The sequence below is a fragment of the Coleofasciculus sp. H7-1 genome (assembly GCF_057473865.1).
Map to the genome: position 1 here is coordinate 66,026 of NZ_JBYCCT010000065.1, position 19,500 is coordinate 85,525.

Annotated in this window: 21 protein-coding genes; 9 read left to right on the forward strand and 12 right to left on the reverse strand. The window is 47.0% G+C overall.

What is annotated here, in order from left to right; genetic code table 11:
• Positions 1–10: 10 nt before the first annotated feature.
• The 3 genes from AC2VDX_RS16450 (at position 11) to AC2VDX_RS16460 (ending at position 3,256) form a co-directional block, all read left to right on the forward strand.
• On the forward strand, positions 11–979 hold the full coding sequence (locus tag AC2VDX_RS16450; RefSeq protein ID WP_378184133.1) for a methyltransferase domain-containing protein: 969 nt from the start codon (positions 11–13) through the stop codon (positions 977–979).
• Positions 980–1,025: 46 nt separating this feature from the next.
• Positions 1,026–2,120, forward strand: coding sequence for a glycosyltransferase (locus tag AC2VDX_RS16455; RefSeq protein ID WP_378184131.1), 1,095 nt, complete (start codon positions 1,026–1,028; stop codon positions 2,118–2,120).
• Between the two features lie 185 nt (positions 2,121–2,305).
• Entirely contained in the window at positions 2,306–3,256 is a 951-nt protein-coding gene (locus AC2VDX_RS16460) for a glycosyltransferase family 2 protein (RefSeq protein WP_378184129.1), read from the forward strand.
• 131 nt (positions 3,257–3,387) lie between these two features.
• Here the strand turns inward: AC2VDX_RS16460 and AC2VDX_RS16465 are convergent, their stop codons facing one another.
• The 4 genes from AC2VDX_RS16465 to rpmI all read right to left on the reverse strand — a co-directional run bounded on the left by AC2VDX_RS16465 (position 3,388) and on the right by rpmI (position 5,544).
• Complete coding sequence (locus AC2VDX_RS16465; protein ID WP_378184127.1) at positions 3,388–3,915, reverse strand: tetratricopeptide repeat protein; 528 nt, start codon at positions 3,913–3,915, stop codon at positions 3,388–3,390.
• A gap of 97 nt (positions 3,916–4,012) precedes the next feature.
• Positions 4,013–4,843, reverse strand: a complete 831-nt coding sequence (locus AC2VDX_RS16470; protein ID WP_378184125.1) for a transporter substrate-binding domain-containing protein — start codon at positions 4,841–4,843, stop codon at positions 4,013–4,015.
• Positions 4,844–4,891: 48 nt separating this feature from the next.
• Entirely contained in the window at positions 4,892–5,248 is a 357-nt protein-coding gene (rplT, locus tag AC2VDX_RS16475; protein WP_378184123.1) for a 50S ribosomal protein L20, read from the reverse strand.
• Between the two features lie 98 nt (positions 5,249–5,346).
• A complete protein-coding gene (gene rpmI, locus AC2VDX_RS16480; protein ID WP_190413800.1) occupies positions 5,347–5,544 on the reverse strand; it encodes a 50S ribosomal protein L35 in 198 nt (65 codons plus the stop codon).
• Between the two features lie 110 nt (positions 5,545–5,654).
• On the opposite strand from rpmI, the gene AC2VDX_RS16485 reads away from it, so the two are divergent.
• Complete coding sequence (locus tag AC2VDX_RS16485) at positions 5,655–5,780, forward strand: hypothetical protein (RefSeq protein WP_378184120.1); 126 nt, start codon at positions 5,655–5,657, stop codon at positions 5,778–5,780.
• Between the two features lie 28 nt (positions 5,781–5,808).
• Here the strand turns inward: AC2VDX_RS16485 and galK are convergent, their stop codons facing one another.
• Both galK and AC2VDX_RS16495 read right to left on the reverse strand, forming a co-directional pair.
• Positions 5,809–6,867, reverse strand: coding sequence for a galactokinase (gene galK, locus AC2VDX_RS16490; RefSeq protein WP_378184236.1), 1,059 nt, complete (start codon positions 6,865–6,867; stop codon positions 5,809–5,811).
• Positions 6,868–7,047: 180 nt separating this feature from the next.
• Complete coding sequence (locus tag AC2VDX_RS16495) at positions 7,048–7,521, reverse strand: TspO/MBR family protein (protein WP_378184118.1); 474 nt, start codon at positions 7,519–7,521, stop codon at positions 7,048–7,050.
• Between the two features lie 11 nt (positions 7,522–7,532).
• Between AC2VDX_RS16495 and AC2VDX_RS16500 the strand changes: the two genes are divergently transcribed.
• Together AC2VDX_RS16500 and AC2VDX_RS16505 are read left to right on the forward strand one after the other, a co-directional pair.
• Positions 7,533–7,655 carry a hypothetical protein gene (locus tag AC2VDX_RS16500; protein ID WP_378184116.1) on the forward strand — a complete coding sequence of 41 codons (123 nt, stop codon included), beginning with the start codon at positions 7,533–7,535 and terminating at the stop codon, positions 7,653–7,655.
• Between the two features lie 112 nt (positions 7,656–7,767).
• Entirely contained in the window at positions 7,768–8,508 is a 741-nt protein-coding gene (locus AC2VDX_RS16505; RefSeq protein WP_378184114.1) for a PEP-CTERM sorting domain-containing protein, read from the forward strand.
• On the opposite strand, the gene AC2VDX_RS16510 is transcribed toward AC2VDX_RS16505, so the two are convergent.
• The gene (locus AC2VDX_RS16510) at positions 8,492–10,957 is read right to left on the reverse strand and encodes an ATP-dependent helicase (protein WP_378184112.1); all 2,466 of its coding nucleotides are present in this window, start codon (positions 10,955–10,957) and stop codon (positions 8,492–8,494) included. The two genes, AC2VDX_RS16505 and AC2VDX_RS16510, sit on opposite strands and share 17 nt — an antisense overlap.
• Before the next feature lie 183 nt (positions 10,958–11,140).
• Between AC2VDX_RS16510 and AC2VDX_RS16515 the strand changes: the two genes are divergently transcribed.
• Positions 11,141–12,949: a glycosyltransferase family 39 protein gene (locus AC2VDX_RS16515; protein ID WP_378184110.1), complete on the forward strand. Its 1,809-nt coding sequence runs from the start codon at positions 11,141–11,143 to the stop codon at positions 12,947–12,949.
• A gap of 90 nt (positions 12,950–13,039) precedes the next feature.
• Here AC2VDX_RS16515 and AC2VDX_RS16520 read toward each other — a convergent pair whose 3' ends face one another.
• The 4 genes from AC2VDX_RS16520 to AC2VDX_RS16535 all read right to left on the reverse strand — a co-directional run bounded on the left by AC2VDX_RS16520 (position 13,040) and on the right by AC2VDX_RS16535 (position 16,286).
• Entirely contained in the window at positions 13,040–14,110 is a 1,071-nt protein-coding gene (locus tag AC2VDX_RS16520) for an LOG family protein (RefSeq protein WP_378184108.1), read from the reverse strand.
• A gap of 25 nt (positions 14,111–14,135) precedes the next feature.
• Complete coding sequence (locus tag AC2VDX_RS16525; protein WP_378184106.1) at positions 14,136–14,312, reverse strand: hypothetical protein; 177 nt, start codon at positions 14,310–14,312, stop codon at positions 14,136–14,138.
• 173 nt (positions 14,313–14,485) lie between these two features.
• Positions 14,486–14,809 (reverse strand): thioredoxin, encoded by a 324-nt coding sequence (gene trxA / locus AC2VDX_RS16530; RefSeq protein WP_378184104.1) that lies wholly within the window; start codon positions 14,807–14,809, stop codon positions 14,486–14,488.
• A gap of 313 nt (positions 14,810–15,122) precedes the next feature.
• Complete coding sequence (locus tag AC2VDX_RS16535) at positions 15,123–16,286, reverse strand: GuaB3 family IMP dehydrogenase-related protein (protein WP_378184102.1); 1,164 nt, start codon at positions 16,284–16,286, stop codon at positions 15,123–15,125.
• 92 nt (positions 16,287–16,378) lie between these two features.
• Between AC2VDX_RS16535 and AC2VDX_RS16540 the strand changes: the two genes are divergently transcribed.
• Positions 16,379–16,501 carry a hypothetical protein gene (locus AC2VDX_RS16540; RefSeq protein WP_378184100.1) on the forward strand — a complete coding sequence of 41 codons (123 nt, stop codon included), beginning with the start codon at positions 16,379–16,381 and terminating at the stop codon, positions 16,499–16,501.
• Positions 16,502–16,514: 13 nt separating this feature from the next.
• On the opposite strand, the gene AC2VDX_RS16545 is transcribed toward AC2VDX_RS16540, so the two are convergent.
• Entirely contained in the window at positions 16,515–16,841 is a 327-nt protein-coding gene (locus AC2VDX_RS16545; protein ID WP_486928205.1) for a hypothetical protein, read from the reverse strand.
• Between the two features lie 319 nt (positions 16,842–17,160).
• Here AC2VDX_RS16545 and AC2VDX_RS16550 point away from each other — a divergent pair, with 319 nt between their 5' ends.
• Positions 17,161–19,491, forward strand: coding sequence for a tetratricopeptide repeat protein (locus tag AC2VDX_RS16550; protein ID WP_378184096.1), 2,331 nt, complete (start codon positions 17,161–17,163; stop codon positions 19,489–19,491).
• Positions 19,492–19,500 lie beyond the last annotated feature (9 nt).

Here is a 19,500-nt window from a genome sequence, read left to right on the forward strand (position 1 = left end):
GGATTATTTCATGAATACCCAGATGAAGTTATCGGAAAATACGCAACAATTGCTCAATTGTCCAATTTGCCACTCAAAGTTAGAATTGGTCAAGGAGGAATTTGAATGTATAAATTCTGAGTGTAAAGCTCGTTTTCCTGTGGTTGATGGGATACCTGTTTTAATCAATGAGTCTTCAAGTATCTTTTCTTTTAGCGACTTTTTAAATCGTCAAGATACAACTTTCAATTTTCAATCCCAGTCAAAATTGAAAAAGGTTATTGCAAATCTACTTCCGGATATTCATGCCAATATCAAGGGAAAAGCAAATTATAACCAGTTTTTAAAGGTGGTGATGAAGCAGAATGAAAAGCCTAAGATTTTGGTAGTTGGTGGGGGTATAGTGGGAGATGGAATGGAAGCTGTTTTTTCCAATCCCGATCTGGAAATTGTTAGCAGTGATGTTTCTTTTGGTCCTTGTACAGCATTAATCTGTGACGCTCACGACATACCCTTTGCTGATAACTCGTTTGATGGGGTAATTGTACAAGCTGTACTCGAACACGTTCTAGATCCGAACCGATGTGTAGAAGAAATTTATCGGGTACTTAAAAAAGGTGGAGTAGTTTACGCAGAAACTCCCTTTATGCAACAAGTACACATGGGAAGATATGATTTTACTCGCTTCACCCATTTAGGACATCGCCGTTTGTTCCGCAAGTTTGAAGAAGTTTCTAGTGGCGCAGTGTGTGGTCCGGGAATGGCATTAGCTTGGTCATATCAATACTTTCTTTTGAGTTTCGTGAAGTCTGATGCGGCAAAATCTGCGGTGAAAGCTTTTACCAGGTTGACTTCCTTTTGGTTAAAATATTTTGACTATTTCTTAATTGATAAGCCCGGTACATTTGATGCAGCATCAGGATATTATTTTATTGGGACAAAGAGCGATCGCGTTCTTTCTGACCGAGAATTGCTTAAACTCTACAAAGGTATACAATAGAGTTTTTGCTCATTAAGATTAGTAAAAATTTATTGCCGGATTTAAGATGTCTAATGTGGCAATTTTTCTCACCTCCCTGGAAGGTGGTGGCGTTGAAAGAGTGCTTGTTAATTTGGCTCGTGGTTTTATCGAGCAAGGTTTAAGCGTAGACTTAGTTTTAGTTAAGGTCGAAGGACCTTTTTTGTCTTTGGTTCCGCCAGAAGTAAACATCATAGACTTGCAGGGTAAGCGGCTAATAACCAGTCTTCCCGCGCTGGTACGCTATCTAAAAGAAAACAAACCGCAAGCTTTACTTTCGGCTTTGGAAGATACAAACTTGGTGGCTTTGTGGAGTCGAAAAATAGGTGGCGTATCTACTCGAATGGTAGTTAGCGTGCATAACACTCTTTCAATAGAGTCTCAAAATTCAACTCAACTCAAAAGGCGAATTTCACCTTATTTGGCACGCTGGTTTTACCCGTGGGCTGATGCAGTTGTTACAGTATCTCAAGGGGCGGCGGATGATTTAATAAAATTGGGTTTGTCTAAGGAACTGGTTAAAGTAATCTACAACCCAGTTGTTACCCCGGAACTTTTTAAAAAAGTTGCTGAACCTTTGGATCATCCTTGGTTTAAACCGGATTCACCTCCGGTGATTTTGGGTGTAGGACGCTTGGAAAAACAAAAAGATTTCCCAACGCTGATTCGCGCTTTTGCTCAAGTGCAGCAGCATCGTCCGGTAAAGTTGATGATTTTGGGTGAGGGAAAAGAACGACCCCAGCTTGAGGCTTTGGTGCAGGAACTAGGTTTAACAGAAGTTGTGGCTTTACCTGGGTTTGTGGCGAATCCTTATGCTTACATGGCTGCATCGGCGGTGTTCGTTCTCTCGTCTTTATTTGAGGGATTGCCTACTGTATTAATTGAGGCGATGGCTGGAGGAACCACGGTTGTTTCTACTGATTGCGAAAGTGGTCCTGCTGAGATTTTAGAACAGGGTCGCTATGGAAAATTAGTACCTGTGGGAGATGTTAAGGGTATGGCAGAGGCTATTATTAGCACTTTAGAGGAGCCTGCAAATTCTGAAGCTTTACGGCGAAAGGCTGCGGAATACTCTCTTTTAAACGCTCTAGCAGCGTATCGGCAGGTGTTGAATGTTAATTAACGGGATTTTATTTCTTTGTTTCTACTTTAATTAGAAAAAATTTGTAGGGAATGGTTGAGGAACGATCCCCAGTAAGGAACGTTGGGTTTCGTTCCTCAAGCCAACCTACAGATTCAGTAATTTTTGAGAGGGAAGAAAGTAACATGACGACGGATGAAATTTGAAAATATTGAAGAGGCTAAAGCATGAACAATAATCCTAAAGTTAGCATTCTCATCAACAACTACAACTATGCTCGTTTCTTGGCGGAAGCGATTGACAGCGCTCTCAACCAAAGTTATTCTCACACTGAGGTAATTGTAGTAGATGACGGTTCTACTGATAATTCACGGGAAATTATTGCCAGTTATAAAGATAAAATTACCCCAGTGCTAAAGGAAAATGGGGGACAAGCTTCGGCTTTTAATGCTGGTTTTGCCGCGAGTACTGGAGATATTATTTGCTTTTTAGATGCTGACGATATCTATGTGTCAGAAAAAGTGGCAGAAGTTGTAGATGCGTTTAGCGATCGCGCAGATTTAGGATGGTGTTTCCACTCGCTTAAGTGGGTGGATGCTGAGGGTAAACCTTCTCTTACTAAAAATGGCAATGAAGCTGCATCTATTAGTAAAAAAGGTGATGAAAATCCCAAACGCGAATACGATCTGCGAGAACACATAAAAAAGGGCAAACTGAAGGATAAATTAGACGATCTTCCTTCTACCACAGCTCTTTGCTTTAGGCGATCGCTTCTACAGCAGATTTTACCAATGCCTGAAGCCAAGAGAATTGGTCTTAATGATGGTTATTTGGAATTTACTGCAATAGGACTGAGTAAAGGGCTAATTTTTGATAAAGAATTAGCTCTTTATAGAGTACATGGCTCTAACGCCTATTCCATGAGGAAGGATAAACAAAAGGTGCAAGCCAGAATAATTGTCCTTACAGCTTATTGGATAAAGAAGAAATTTCCATCGCTTTCTAAGTTTACCAATAACTTGTTGGCAACAGGTTTGGGTATGTATAGCCGTTCTGGAGGAATTGAGGAGGAATGTCAAGAATTTGTCAAAAGTTATTTATCTTCGGTGACGCTACGAGAGAAAATTGAAATTTATCTGAGAGCGCTTTACAATTACCTGAAGAATACTAAATTTTAGGTAAGTTAATCAATACTCCGTCCAGACTGAATATTACTGATAAATTGCTACCGATAAAACTCTAGGGGCGCAAAGCTTTCCGCCCCTACAAAGTTTCACGGGAGGCAGAGCCTCATTGATGAAAAAGCGTCTTAAGTAGAGGGAACCAACCGTTTCCGCAAGGATTCGGCGCGGCGCTTGGCGGTGGCATTGTCAGGCTCGCGCTTCAGCGCTTCCTCATAGCTTTCCAACGCTTGAGCGGTTAACTTCTTCTTCTCGTAAACATGACCCAGATTATTGAGCGCCGTGACATAATCTGGAACTATCTTCAAGGCTTCTTTGTAGTTGCGAATCGCTACGTCGTACTGCTCTTGCGAGAAGTAAGCAAAGCCCAAGGCATTGTAGATAGGCGCGAGAGTTTCTTCGCCAGCATCCTCAGCTTTGAGAGCTTTTTGAAGCAGCGAGATCGCCTGCGTGTAAAGTTTTTTATCTAAATAGATGCTGCCCAGTTCGTAATACTCTTGGGTTGTGCATTTGTCGTTTTGCAGCTTATTTTGCAGCCGGGAGAGGACACTTTCAACTTTGCGGGTTTTGAAAACCTGGCGCACAACTGCCCAACCGGCAACGGCAAGCAGTGCCAGCAACAAGGAAAGATAAAAAATTGCCAGAGAGTTATCCATTGCCCTTCAAATACAGAGATTAATTTGCCTTCTCTATTCATTATGGGACTTGGTTGCGGCAGAGGAGGATCGCCACAGCTGCCCTAGCGGAAGTTTTCTACAATCGGTTGGTATCGCTCTGGGGTAGTCCCCAATACTTAACCCGTTCCTGTAGCCAGCCTTCTCTCTTCCAACGCGCGATCGCATCATTCACCCGTTGCCGCAACTGAGTGTACTGTAACCCTTTGGGCATCACCACCGCTAGCGGCTCTCCTGACAAGCGTACTGGCAGCAGTCGGTACTGGGGATATTCCTGCACCCAGCCGCACAGAATGCTGGCATCGGCGGCAAAGGCATCGGCGTCACCTGATTCTAGGAGCATGAGCGCCTGTTCGTAGGAATCGACGCCAATTAGCTGAACTTGGGGGATAAGATAGCGCACCGTAGAAATCGTATCCGATCCTTTCAGAACGGCGACTTTTCTCTGTTGCAGATCGTTAAGCCTTTGTAAGGATGCGTCCTGGGTGACTAAAGCGGTGCCGTCTAGGTAGTAGGGAATGCTGAAGTTGACCAAGCGATCGCGCGAAGAATTTTCTGTCACCCTAGCGATCGTCAGATCGACCGTTCCATCCAGCACTACCGAGAGCCGATCTCGATTCGCCACCGGCTGCAACTTTACAGCATCGGGTTTATCCAGAAGTTCTACTGCCAAACGCTGGGCAATGTCAATTTCCAGCCCTTGCAGTTTGCCTTCCCCATCCCGAAAAGCCAGGGGACGGACATTGTCTTTAACTGCAACAATTAGGTAGCCGCGCTCCACAATCTCTTTTAGCTCGGCGGCAACCGCTAAATTTGGCGTTTTTATACTGGCAAAGAGCAAAAGAAAAAACATTCCCAGGCGGTGCCTGGGAACGAGAGAGAGCGGCAACAGACGAGTGGCGAGCTTCATCTTTCATCCCACCCTTCGGGAAGGGCAAAGCCCTACATCCTTCATCCTTTACCCTTGAGCCTGTGTAGCTAGTTGCAGCACTTTGTCAAAGCCAGCTGGATCGAGAACAGCCATCTGCGCTAGCATCTTGCGATTAATCTGGACATTCGCCTTTTTCAATTTGCCTATCAGCTGGCTATAGCTAATGCCGTGCTGACGTGCTGCGGCGTTGATGCGGACGATCCAGAGGCTGCGGAAATCGCGCTTGCGCTTCTTGCGATCGCGGTAGGCGTTACGCAGCGCCTTCATTACCTGTTGATTGGCTGTCCGGAACAAAGTTGAGTGGGAACCTCGGAAGCCTTTGGCTAGTTTGAGAATTTTTTTGCGGCGTTTGCGAGCAACGTTACCGCGTTTTACCCGTGTCATGGCTAATTATTAGTTGTTATTGATCGGTGGTCATTAGTCATTAGTCATTAGTCATTAGCAATTGACTAGAGACTCGTCACAGAAAGCAAATTGCTTCCTTACAAATAGGGCAGCATCAAGCGCACATTTTCTTCATCGCGTTCATGCACCAGAGCCATTTTAGATATCCGCCGTTTTCGGTCAGAACTCTTGTGCTGTAGCAGGTGACTTTTGAAGGCTTTGCGGTGGACGATTTTGCCGCTGCCGGTGGCTCTAAAACGCTTTGCCGCTGCTTTACGGGTTTTCAGTTTAGGCATGGATGGTCTTTAATTCGACACAATCTATAAAGTTAGCACTATTTAGGCTGATTAGACAAGTTATAAATTTCAAATCTCAGGCAGAATCATAGCAGGTTTGCCCTTTTGAAATGCGATCGCTAGGGAGAAATTCACATCGCTTATTCGGGCAACTTTTAACCGATGAAGCGATCGCCATCCCCGGAAAACAGTTCATCAATGTGATGGCGATGATGGCGGCTCGCCCTTACCCTTAGTGTATAAAGTGTAGAACGCTCTTAACCCTTACTGAACCAGAATCCGCCCGGTGTAGCCCGATCCGTTGTAGCGTTGAAGTACGTTTTGGGCGATCGCTTCCGCCTTCCCCACCTCCACCAAAGCAACGCAAGCGCCCCCAAACCCAGCACCCGTCAAGCGTGCGCCAAATACACCACGGGTTTCTTGCAACATCCTCACCAGCGTATCCAGCGCTGGCACAGAAACTTCGTAATCGTCTCGCAAACTGGCATGAGAAGCATTCATCAACTCGCCAAAGCGCTCCGCAGAGACTCCCTGTATCGCCTCCAGCACCCGATTATCCTCTGTAACCACATGAAGAGCGCGACGCCGCAGCGGTTCGGGTAAAGACTCTACAGCTTGCGGATCGGTAATATCTCTGAGCGCCTTCACTCCCAACAACCGCGCTGCTTCCTCGCAATCAGCACGTCGCTGGTTGTAGCCACTTGCCGCCAGGGTACGAGGTACGCCGCTATCGATTACCACAACTTCTGCTCCCTTTGGGAAAGGAAGAACTCGACGTTCCAGCGATCGCGTGTCCAGAAACAGCATCGAATCGGTGTCAGCAAGGCTCGACGCCATCTGATCCATAATCCCGCATTGCACGCCAGCATAGTGAATTTCCGCCTGCTGTGCGAGTTGGGCGATTTGCACATCATCAAGAGTCAGTGAAAGAAGCGATCGCAATCCTCTGAGAGTCGCCACTTCCAGCGCCGCACTACTAGACAAACCTGAACCGATAGGAACGGAGGATGTAACGTACACATTAATCGGCGCGATGGTATTACCTTCCTGTTCTAAAAGTCGGATACACCCAAATATATAACTTGCGAAACTAGACGGCGTATGACTGCTTTCTAAAACGTCTACTTTTTCATCAAGTTCCGCAGAGTAAAAGTGGTGCTGTTCATCTTTGCTAAAACCCAATTGTACCGTCGTTTTTTGGGGGATAGCTGTCGGGAGGACAAATCCATCGTTATAGTCAGTGTGTTCGCCTAGTAGGTTTACTCGTCCTGGTGCGCTGGCTTCGATTTCTGGTTCTGTACCGAATATTTGTTGGAAATTCATCATGGTTTGTTGAGAGAAAGTACCTGGCGATGTTCGTAATCGCAACTTCTGCCCCCCTTTTTTTGAAGGGGGGCAGAAGTTGCGAGAGCTTTTATCAAACGAAGTCTGCCTTCGCCGACTGTCGAGACGCAAAATTCGCGTTTTTACAAATAGATTTGAAACCAGCTTAGAAACTCCCAACTATATAGACTCAGGATTCAGTTGAATCATCTCCCAAGTCGTATAAGTTCCAACCGGACTCCAAAGCACATAGGGGAGTAATAAAAGAGCAGCTAATCCAGAAATAGGTAATACAACCAATGCCAAAAGAATTCCTAAAATTGCGCCAGATCCCCCTAATATCGTACCGACTGTGAGACTACGGAGTCTGAGCGTGGTAGGAATGTAAGCGACTGTGACAATTTCCAATAGTAGATAAAGTGCCATTAATAACGAAGTTTTCAGGCTACCTGGATCTTGTTCCCAAATTATGGTTGCTGATAAAGCTCCGCCTGCAAAAACAATCGTCCAGATAAACGGAATCAGAGGCTCAAAGACAAGCCAACTAGGTCGGTTCAAGTTTTTGACCCATTGAGTATCGCGCGGTCTAAACAAGAGACTTCCTAGCGCGACTAATAAGGTCACGCCCCCAATAATCATCATTGATTTGATCATTTTTTTACCCTATGCGATCGCTACCGCGTGCCCAATGGTCTATTGCTATACTTGCGCTCCCGATCGATCTGAAGCAACCCGTACAACTCGATCGTGTCAATTTAAAGAATGACTTTAATCAGTCTTTGGGGTGAGAGTGTATGCAATTTTGACTGTTTATAGATAGATAGCGATCGCATTCCACATCGCCTTCCACTTTTACCCATCCCCACTCGCAACTTCTACAATTTTTGAGAAATGGCTTGTATGGCTACCTTCAGAAAAACACTTTCAGCCTTAGTCTTCAGCACAGTCTGCTTTTCCTTATCTGCACTGATGGCACCTAAAAGCGTGCAAGCTGCTACATTAACCACATTAACTTTTGATGAGTTGCCGACTCAACCAGTAGATGATTTAAGTGTTAAGGGCGTTACATTCGACTTTAAAGTAAATGGAGAAGACTCAACTGCTGCCACCTACAATGTTGTCAGAAAATTGAATCTCGGAGGTTTAACAGGCATTCCTGGAGCATTTGCTCGACTTGATTTATCACCCCCCGTCTTAGAAATCGGTGCGCTGGGAATGTTAACACTTGACTTCGCCATGTCTACCTCTAATATTATGTTCGACGTGGCGAAGCTAGGGGATTTTCAATTTCAGCCTATACCCAAATTAACCGTCCAACTCTTTGACGAAGACTTCACTTCTGTTGGTATTAGCGAGTTGACTCTGGATGAAGAACTCATCGATGAGTTTCCCTCCCCGATTAGAGATAGTGTTTTAGGCACTACTTTTACCTACAGCGGAACCCCTGTAAAACGGGCAGTTGTAGATTTCACTAACGATTCAGGTTCATGGGGATTTGACAACCTTAGTTATCTAACCGCCACTCAAACCGCTTCGGTTCCCGAACCAGGTTCTGTATTGGGTTTACTGGCATTTGGTGCTTTCGGTGCAACTTCAAGACTCAAGCGCCAACAAAAAAAGCAGATTAACTCGGCATCCTAGACAAAGCAACCACCGCTTTAGGAAAGCGACTCTTCAACGCTGGTATCACCGGACACGGTTTTTTCTCCTGTAAATTGTCTTGATTATTCCAGTTGAAAGTGTTCCAGCGGAAAGGTCCTTTTTGAGCAGCTGCCATCCAGAGTAAGCGCTTCGCCCGTGTCATCGCCACGTAGAGGAGGCGGAATTCCTCTGCGTTTTTGAGCTGTCCCGCTTGTTCCCAGGCTGCGGGTGCTGGGGGTAAGGGATATTGACCGTGGAGACTGGCGCGAATCTGTGCCCTAGCGACCTCTGCTAGGGTAAAATCGCCCAGGAATTGGGCGGCTGTGGGCACCCAAGGACTGCCGGGAATGCTATCTTCGTGCAAAAACGGCATAAAGACATAATCCCAGTCCAGTCCCTTGGCTTTGTGCATGGTGATGATGGTGAGTTGACCGGCGCGGATATAGCGGGCGTCTGTGTCCTCAGTTTCTACGGGTTCAAAGCGTTCGGAATTCACAATTTCGCTTAAGACTTCCAGGGTGGAACTCATGGAACTGTTGCCGTAGGTTTGCTGGGCGATACGTTCGGCTAATTTATCCGCTGTGGCCAATTCGGACGGGTCGTATTTTAAGGTGAGAGCTAGAAAGGTTGGCAATTGGTAGTGTGGCAGTTCCAAGCGGGCGCGAAGCAAACTGCGACAGTACCGCCCCGCCTGATGCACGGGTGGCGTTTGGGGAGGGTCGAGAGGGCCGGGATAGAGAAATTGCTCTGGAAAGGTGGCGAGGGCGTTGAGGTCTTGGGTGGGAATCAGCTGGCGCTGTACGAGTACTTCTAGTGCGGCTTTTATGTAGTCGGGGGAGTGGGGGCGATCGAGAAATTGCAGGAGGGCGAGGATTTCGGTGGGGACGTTAGAGTGGCGATCGCTCTGGGAAACATCGTACACCTCAATCTGGTGCTGATGCAGATAACTCAGCCTTTCAGCCACAAATCGGGCTTGCCGATTTTCCCGCACCAAAACCGCCGCCCGACCTTGGGGATTTTTCTCAAATAATTCGATCGTCCGTTCTCCGATCAACTGGACGGTGTGGTAAATGTCGCGGGGGGTGTAGATTTCCAATCCTCGACCCGTTGGTTCGGGGTTGGCGTCAGATTGGGGATCGCCAGCGTCAACGGGAAGAATTGTTTGGGGACGAAAGGGAAGTTCGGTTGGGTTTTGGGGGGATTTTGACTGCTGGATGGGCGAAGCATTCGCATCTGAATGGGTCGCCTGTTGCCCAGATCGATCCGCCGAATGCTTTGCCCCTACCACTGACTCTCGGCTCCTCCCATAGGTGCGATTCACCCACTCCAGGACGAAGTTCGCGGCGTCAACAATTGTCTGGCTGCTCCGACCCGCGCGATCCATCGTTGCCAAGCGTTCCTGGGCTTGGCAGGCTTCGCAGAAGCGACGAAAGTAAATCGGATCGGCGGGGGTGAAGGTGGAGTTAATCGCCTGGTTGGGATCTCCCACGCGCACCAAGTTGAGGACTGGGGAATTGTTCGCGGGTTGAGCGGCGAGAATTTCTAACAGTCGGCTTTGGAGGGGGCTAGAGTCTTGGGCTTCATCTTCAAAGACGGCAAAGACTTGGTTTTGCCAAAGTTGGCGGGCGCTTTCGTTTTGCAGCACCCGCAGGGCACCGAGAATCATTTCGTCGTAGTCGATCAAGTCGCGCGATCGCAATAAAGCTTGATATTGCTCGTACAACCCGGCAGCTACGCTCAAAATTCCATAATCATCCGGCGTCTGTCTTGCGAGTTCCCACAAATTCTCCGGTAACAATCCAGAGCTTTTTGCTTCGTGAATTACTGTGTTGGCAAGACTTGGCAAGACTTCGGTGCGTAAAACTGCCTGACGGCGCAACCGCTCGGTTTCTTCCCCATCAAATTGCCATCCCTCTAACAGCGTGGAATAGCGCCCAGGATTGTGGGACATCCATCGCTCTACGCAGTCCCGAATCAAGCGGTGACTTTGGTTCGGAGAAACCAAAGTTACAGTTTCCAAATTCAAACCCGATAGCTCTGGATGACGGGTGGCAATATTCAGTGCCAAACCGTGCAACGTATGGACAACAAAGCCAGTTTGCGGTAGTCGCAAATCCTCCCGCAGGCACTGGCGAATCTTGGCTTTAATATTTGCCGCCGCCGAGCGAGTAAAGGTGACAACGACTAAATAGCGTCGAGTATGCAATTGGTAACGAGCGATCGCTAACGCCGCCGCTACTGCCATCCCGGTAGATTTACCTGCACCGGGTACGGCAGAAACCGCTAAAGGGCCGCCTCGCCAGTCAGCCATGCTTTGCTGCCCCGCTCGCAACCCATTGCGGAGTCGCTGCATTGCCTGTTCGCGCACTGCTGCCAGCGACGGCTGAGCCAAATCCGGCACCATTTGGGCTGCTGTACCATCTGGGTGAATTAGATTATCGTCATTCATGGCTAATGGAAGACTGGCTAAACAGCTAATGGCTTGTAGAGACGCGATTTATCGCGTCTGAGTTTTGAGTAGAGACGCGATCGATCGCGTCTGAGTTTTGAGTTACAAGAGAATTCTTTAATTCCAAACTCAAAATTTAACACTTAAAACTTTTTACCAATTAGCAACTGACAACGGAAAAACATGAATCGCCTAAAGTTCTTTTTACATTATTTAGCGCTAGCTGGGGTAATTGTCTTGGGCGCTGCTTTGCGGTTTTGGCATCTTGACCTGAAACCGTTGTGGCTAGATGAGGTGATTACAGCGTTATTTAGTTTGGGACGTACTTACGATGATGTCCCGCTCAACGTAGTTTTTCCCCTATCAACCTTAAAGCAAATTTTTACCCTGAAGCCAGACGTTAGCTGTGCTGAAATTGCTCATACACTTGCGACTCAGTCTACCCATCCTCCCCTATTTTTTTGCCTGATGCACGGCTGGCTAAAAATACTCAGCCATCAGCACTCTTCCCTCAGCACTGACTTGCGATCGCTACCTGCGATTTTCGGAGTAGGAGCGATCGCGGCAATATACTGGCTGGGTCGCATCGCCTTCTTTCCCGCCGCCGGTTTGATGACCGCCGCAATTATGGCGGTTTCCCCCTTTGGCGTCTATCTTTCCCAAGAAGCACGGCACTATACCCTACCGATACTGCTGATTACCTTGGCACTGCTGGGATTAATTCAAATTCAGCAAGACCTGGAAAAGAATCGGCAAACGAGATGGCGCGTTTGGCTTGGCTGGGGCGTTGTCAACAGTATTGCCTTCTACGTCCACTACTTTTTTGTCTTGGCTTTTGTGGCGCAGTTGGTGACGCTCCTAGCGATATTTTACCAGCGGCGGCGATCGCTTAAAATTCACACTTGGGTGGCGCTGGGTCTGACAATCTTGGGGATTTTACTCAGCTTTATGCCTTGGTTGCCGGTACTGCTGGGACATTCTGGACGTTCGGAAACCAGTTGGCTTCCGTCTCCCCATAATGTTGCTCCTTTATATCAAACTTTGATCGGTTGGCTGCTGATGGCGATCGCGCTACCCGTAGAAGATCAGCCTCTATGGATGGCGATTCCATCGGGGCTGCTGATGCTTCTGTTTGGCTTTTGGCTGGGATGGCAAATTTTTGATGCTTTTAAGGTAAAGAGGCAATTAACCACCTCTGGAGGGCGCACGCAAGCAAATCCAAGTCGCTTTAAAACCCTCTCCACCCTCTCCTACCCAGCAATTTTCACCTTGGGTAGTTTCACCCTTTGCGTGCTGCTGCAATTCTTTGCCATTATCTACCTGCTGGACAAAGACATCACCATTGCCCCTCGCTATCACTTTGTCTATTACCCAGCTTTGTGCGCCCTTTTGGGAGCTATCCTCACAATCGGGACTGCGGTAAAAGAATTGCGGAGTGAGGATGCACAAGAAAATTCTGATGGAAATGCCCGGACTCAGCAGCAAAGCAACACTCCATACTTACTCCTGAGTCCTGAGTCCTCATTTCTACTGCTAGTTTGCCTTCTCAGCAGCATCTTTGTCGTTTCTAACCTGGCATTCTTAAAGCCCTTTAACCCCCTGCGAGTCGCCCAGCACATGAACTTAGAACCGACCGTTCCCCTGATGGTTGTGGTGGGATACAACGATTCCCAGGATGTCGCTTTAGGGTTAAGCTTTGCCCTGGCAGTCGATAAAATCCGGGCACCTGGCGTCGGTAGTTTTGAGCCGGAGGGAGAGAAAGCCTACTTTGCTTTCTTAAACGCGAAACCTAGTTATGATGCCCTTTGGCAACATCTGTCTGGCATCCCAACTCCTTTAAAATCGCCGCTGAACTTGTGGGTGGTTGCCCCTGGACTCAAGCTGGTGGATTATCCCCAGTATTTGGCACTTGCCGAGCCAACGAGTTGTACGATTGACTCCACTCAGCACTACCGAATCGGGGTTCCTTATCAGCTATATCGGTGTCAGTAGTCAGTTACCGGATAGCTAATGGCTAATGCAATACGGTTCACGAATCAGGCAACGTTACTCAACGTACACGGCTTAGGTTGACTGAACTGGTTACTTGCGCTCTGGATGCGCTGCCACATAGGGTGGGGGAGTTCCCATGCGGTTAATTGTAGAAATCATCTGGTACAAGCGCCCCAAATCCCGTTGGTTGAAGTACAAAACTAGACGAGGCAAATCTAATGTTTCATCCACTGCCTCTTCGGGTAATGCCTGAGTTTTTTCAATTCGTCCCTTCACCAAGATGTCGCTGAAGTCAGCATTCAGCTGTTCAACCTCTGCATCCGATACTTCAGACTTAAGACGGAGGACAAATTTATCCTCAACATAGCGGCTGGAATGATAAACCCGGTAAAAGCGATTGATCGCTTCACAAGCGACCTCTAAGTTATCTGTAATTGTGTATAAACTCGGATCGTCATGACTAACTAAACCGGGTTCGACTAAATGCTTGCGAATATAAGCATCCCATGCTTGCCAATAATCGCCGCCAGGACGGTCAATTAATACCATCGGTACGGGGCCATATCTGCCCGTTTGGCAAAGCGTCAAACATTCCAAAGCTTCATCCTGGGTGCCAAACCCACCTGGAAACAGAGCGATCGCATCGCTTTCTCGCAGGAAAAACAGCTTCCGCGTGAAAAAATACTTAAAAGGAATCAGCTTGCGATCGCCTTCAATAAACGGGTTTGCTCCCTGTTCAAAAGGTAGCTGAATATTCAAACCAAACGATTTTTCAGCTCCAGCGCCTTCGTTTCCCGCCTGCATAATCCCTCCACCGGCACCCGTCATCACCATATAACCCAGCTGGGTGACACGCCGAGCAAACTCAACCGCCATGAGGTATTCGGGACTATCGGGCGCAACGCGAGCCGAACCAAAAATCGTTACTTTGCGGACGTGCCGATAAGGATAAAAAACTTGAAATGCCCGCTCCATATCTTGCAAAGAAGCGCTCAAGATTTTCCAGTCCAGCCGGTCGATTTCCTCCCCAGCCAGTCGCACCAGCACTGACAGCGCCCGTTGTATCCATTTCCCATGTTTCAGCTTCGGCAGCTGGTGAATTAGATCGGCTACGTCTGATTCCAGCGACTCAAGGGCATTAGAAGGAGGAGTAATGGTCATAATTTATGCAAGCACCAGCGGCACTTTATTCTAACGAGATTCGCCCCAGCATCGCCGCCACTGGTATCATTCTATACGATTTTTCTCCCCAACCGGCTCTCAGCGCCTGTCTATCGGAAAGGTTGAAGCTGCCATTAATGGTGCCGAACTCCTCAAAAAAACCCGTTTTCTTGTAGAAAACGGGTTTTTGCAGGTCGTGCATATCGTTCGTGATTTGGAACCACCTACTGAATGGCTCAAGAAGGCGAGCAAAAAAGACAAATGACAAGCAGAACTCCCCAGCCAGCACAGAGCGTCTGGGTTGATAAGCGTCTAGTTCCCGAAAAAATAGGTAACTATACTGACGGTTTAGCCATTGTTACTTGGAAAAAGTGGTTAGAGATACTTTTCCAAAGTATTTGCCAAAGTGGTTTTGGGAACCGCACCCACCACCATATCCACCCGTTGACCGCCTTTGAAAATCATGAGCGTGGGAATGCTGCGAATCCCATACTGGCTGGCAACGTTAGGGTTTTCATCGGTATTAAGTTTGACTACTTTTACTTGACCGTCGTACTGCTGGGCAATTTCCTCCACCACAGGCGCAACCATCCGGCAAGGTCCGCACCAGGGTGCCCAAAAATCTACTAGAACGGGAACTTCACTCTCAAGTACTTCTTGTTTAAACGAAGCGTCTGTAACTTGTGCGGCTGCTGACATGCCTAGAAATCCTTAGCGTAACTGTTTCTAATTTTTAGCAAATTCTACCATAGGCAAAACAGACATCTTCTGACTCAAAAGGTATACATTTAGACATAATTGACGAATCAGTGGGTTTGACTGCAGGCAGGCAGGCGATTATTTTAACCCTAAATAAGGAACCGCCCGAACAGTAGTCCGGGCGGAGTGTGGTGTGAGGAGTGAACGGAAACTTGCGTCTCCGCTTTCTCTATTCTAAGCGACAGCTTTAGATTTTCCAGTCCTCCGAGCAGGAGTCCGGAATTTTTTAAGGAACGCAAATAAGGCAGTGGGTCTATTTACCCATTCCCAACTGCTGTGCTTTCTGGTAGACCTTCCCTTCTGTCAGCAAAGAGGGTGCAATTATAACTTCAACTTGCTGCATCTGCTTGATATCTTTGGCTCCCAGCGTGCCCATACTGGTTTTCAAGGCTCCCAGCAGGTTATGGGTGCCATCATCCAGACCGGCGGGACCGCGCAGGATTTGTTCGCACGTCCCTGTTGTGCCGACTCGAATGCGAGTACCACGAGGGAGAACGGGGCTAGGTGTTGCCATCCCCCAATGATACCCCCGTCCGGGTGCTTCTTTGGCTCTGGCAAACGGAGAACCAATCATCACGCCGTCAGCACCGCAGGCGAGCGACTTGCAGATATCGCCGCCAGTAATTAAACCGCCATCGGCAATCACGGGGACATAGTTGCCGGTTTCGTCGAAATAGTCATCGCGGGCGGCTGCACAGTCGGCAACAGCGGTGGCTTGGGGAATCCCTACGCCCAAAACGCCACGAGAGGTACAAGCGGCACCGGGGCCAATCCCCACCAACACGCCAGCCGCACCCGCCTTCATTAAGTTCAGCGTCACGTCGTAGGTGACGCAGTTCCCTAAAATGACCGGGATTGGCATTTCTTGACAGAATTGAGCCAAATCTAGGGGTGTTACTGACTCCGGCGAGAGGTGAGCGGTAGAAACCACTGTCGCTTGCACAAAGAACAAGTCAGCACCCGCTTTTGCCACAGCCGCGCCGTACTTTGTCGCTCCCGCTGGTGTGGCGCTGACTGCTGCAATGCCGCCTTGTTGTTTAATTTCTTGAATCCGTCGTTCGATTAATTCTTCCTTAACGGGTTCTGCATAGAGTTCTTGCATCAGCGCGACAAACTCTTCTTTCCCCACGGAGGCGATGCGATCTAAAATCGGCTCTGGGTTTTCATAGCGAGTTTGAATTCCTTCTAAATTGAGGACGCCTAATGCCCCCAGTTGAGATAGTAGAACTGCCATGCGGACATCGACTACCCCATCCATTGCACTGGCAATAATGGGGATTTCTCGCTCAATGCCGCCGATGCGCCAGCGGGTATCTGCCAAACTGGGGTCTAGCGTCCGATTTCCAGGCACTAGCGCTATTTCATCGATGCCATAAGCTCGGCGAGCTGTCTTGCCCCGCCCAATTTGAATATCCACTCTTAACTTCCCGTTCCCAAGACTATTTAAGTTAGAGTATCAAATTCAATGGGGAATTTGTTCTGGGCTGGGGGTCAAGTTAGCTTGGGCGATTGAAATCGCGGCTACACAAACGAAGTCCGGCGAGATCGGACTGTGGGGGCGATCGCGTTTTTGAGCAAGGTTTGACAGAAGTAGGGGCGATCGCACTTTTAGTATTAGGTGCGATCGCCTAGATTAGAAAAGAGTTTAGAAGCCAAAGACTTTCTTAGCAGTCTCTACAACCCAACCTGGAGTTTGCCCGTATCCATGCGCCCAAATCCGACCATTAACCTTCACTTCCCACTTGCTACCAGGATAGGTCAATGTCGGATCTGCACTGTAGTCGCCAAGGAAAAACTGCTTGCCGTTGATTTCAAAGTAAATTCCTGTAGGAACAGGAAGCCAATCTCCAATTCCTCCGGCAATAGCTGGTTGAATTCCCAGGGGAGCAATTGCCATAGCACTACCTAAAGCAATTGAACCTGAAAGAACTAGAAAAAATGAAGCAAGCAAAGCGGTTTTTGAGCGTTTCATAGTTGCGATTCCTTTGATAAAGATAAAGTTTTCCAGAGAAACAGTTTCACTAACTGATGTAAGTCTCCTTTCTTGTTGTTTTGGCTGTTTCTGTTGGTATTCTCATCAAAGTGCAATGTTTTTTCTAGAGGAGAAAAGGGTGTTAAGAACAAAGTTAAAATTTATAGTTTAATATCTTGTAAAGCCAGACATAACAAGGGTTTTAATTAAGATAAATTTTAGGAACTAAAATCTCTTAAATCCCTTAACCTCCTGAAAAAGTTGTTATCTGCCCTGCACGCAGCTAAAGTCCCGACAAACCGGAGTTAAGCCAAGCATCATGACTCTACTAAAGGCAAGACGCGATCGCGGTCGGATACTAACTGACAAAGGATGGAAAAGAATCTGGGATGCGATCGCTTTATCGTTTCCTGACAGGCAAACCATCCAAGCCATATCAGAACAAACTGACCCTAATGTTAATCCAGAAGCAGTAGCTTTTGTATCGTGTGATACAGTATCTAATATTGTGAATCGACGGGAAGCGGCTGACAAACCAAAAATCGAACATCTTTTCAAAGCCTTTGGGCTAACACTGGATAAGGATGACCATATCTCTGCTCTTAAAACTCCTCAGCTAGAACCAACCGCAGAGAGTACAACATCCAAAAATTCTAATTTTGTGGGGAGGGAAAGCGATATCGCCCACCTCAACACCCGTGTCAGCCAAGGGGCGAAAGTCATCGTCATACAGGCACCTGGCGGCGTGGGTAAGACAACTTTGGCAGGGCAATATCTCAAAACTCAAGGGTTTGATTTGGTGCTGGAACTCCTGATGGCAAAGGAGAAAGAGAACATCACCGCCGTCGAGAGTGTGATTGAAGAATGGCTCAAACAGGATTTTCAGGAGGAACCTGGGCGGGAGTTTGGGATAACGCTAGGGCGGCTAAAACGGCAACTTCAGACGCGCCGAGTTGGGGTGTTGATTGATAACTTGGAACCTGCACTCGATAAACAAGGCAGGTTTATTGAACCGCATCGCCGCTATGTGGAACTGTTGCGAGTTTTGGCTGATCCAACCGTGCAATCTGTGACGCTGATTACCAGCCGCGAACCGCTGGCTGAATGCGTAAATGTGGCAAACTATTCCTTGCCTAGATTGAATCAGCAGGCATGGCAAGAGTTTTTTTGCAGCCGCAACATTGATATAGATGATACGGCTCTGCGGGAAATGCACAAAGCTTATGGTGGCAATGCCTTAGCGATGACAGTCCTCTGCGATCCAATTGTAAGAGATAGGGGTATGACAGCCTATTGGCGAGAACATCAAGTCGAAGCTGACTTATTAGTGGAATTAGCTGTAGAAAACCTCATTAAAGATCAGTTCAACCGTCTCCAAGAAATTTACCCGGAAGCCTATCGACTCCTCTGCCGTTTGGGATGCTTTCGCTATCAGGATGTGCCGACTGTCCCCCTTGAGGGGCTGTTTTGTTTACTTTGGGATGTCCCAGAAGCACAGCGTAGACGCATCATTGAATCGTTGCGAAATCGGTGTTTAGTAGAGTACAAAAAGGGAGAATACTTGCTGCATCCAGTAATTCGGGCAGAGGCGATCGCACGTTTGAGACCAAGTGAAGATTGGGAAGAAGCCAACCGGAAAGCAGCAGCATTTTGGACAGAGAATGTTAAGACAGTTGAAACTGTAGAAGAAGCACTGAGAGCGTTAGAAGCTTATTATCACTATGTGGAAATTAAAGATTTTAATTGGGCTGGTAATGTCATTACTAAAGAGAGAAGTAATAAATGGCAAAAAGATGAAGATTTAGGTATGTCATTCAGCAGATTAGGTCTATTACAACAAATGACAACTGCGATTAATCAAATAATAAATAATCTTAATCCTAGTTATACTGCAAGTAGGATTTATAATATATTGGGCGATCTTTATTGGTTAACAGGACATACTCAATCTAGTATTGAATCTCATAAAAAGTCTGAAGAGATTGCAATTTTTATTCAAAATAAAGGTCTTGAAATAGTTGCTTATTTTAATAGAGGTCTTTGTCACATAGATTTATTAGAAATTCAAGAAGCAGTAGAATTATTTGAAAAAGTTATATCACTCTCAGAAAATACAGAATGCCATAGATACGCAGTACAATCTTGGTATTGCCTAGCGTTTTTAAAGTCATTTTTAGGTCTTGGGCAGGAAGCATTTTACTTAGTCGAGAAGAGTCAACATGAAAGCTCACCTGGGAGGTCGACTACATGGGCCGTAGGATATAGATTCTTGTTTTTAGGTCAAACATACAACAATTTAGAAGATCATGAAAAGTCTTTTGATATGTACCGCAAAGCGATCGCGTATGCTGAAGAAAGCCACTACACGCAGGTTAAGGCTAAAGCTTTAACTGGTCTAGCAGAGCTTTATCGAGAACAGGAAAATTTTGATACAGCACTTTCAAACCATTCAAAATCAATAGAATTGCTGGATAAAATAGGCGCTAAATGCGATCTTGCTGAAGCTTATTATCAACTTGCCTTGACTTATCAAAAGATGGGTGAAAACGAGAAGGGTCAGACAAACTTTAAAGAAGCAATTCGACTTTTTGAGGAAATGGAAGCACCAAGGCAAGTTGAGAAAGTGCGACGTGCAATAGGAGAAAAATAGATGAACAAT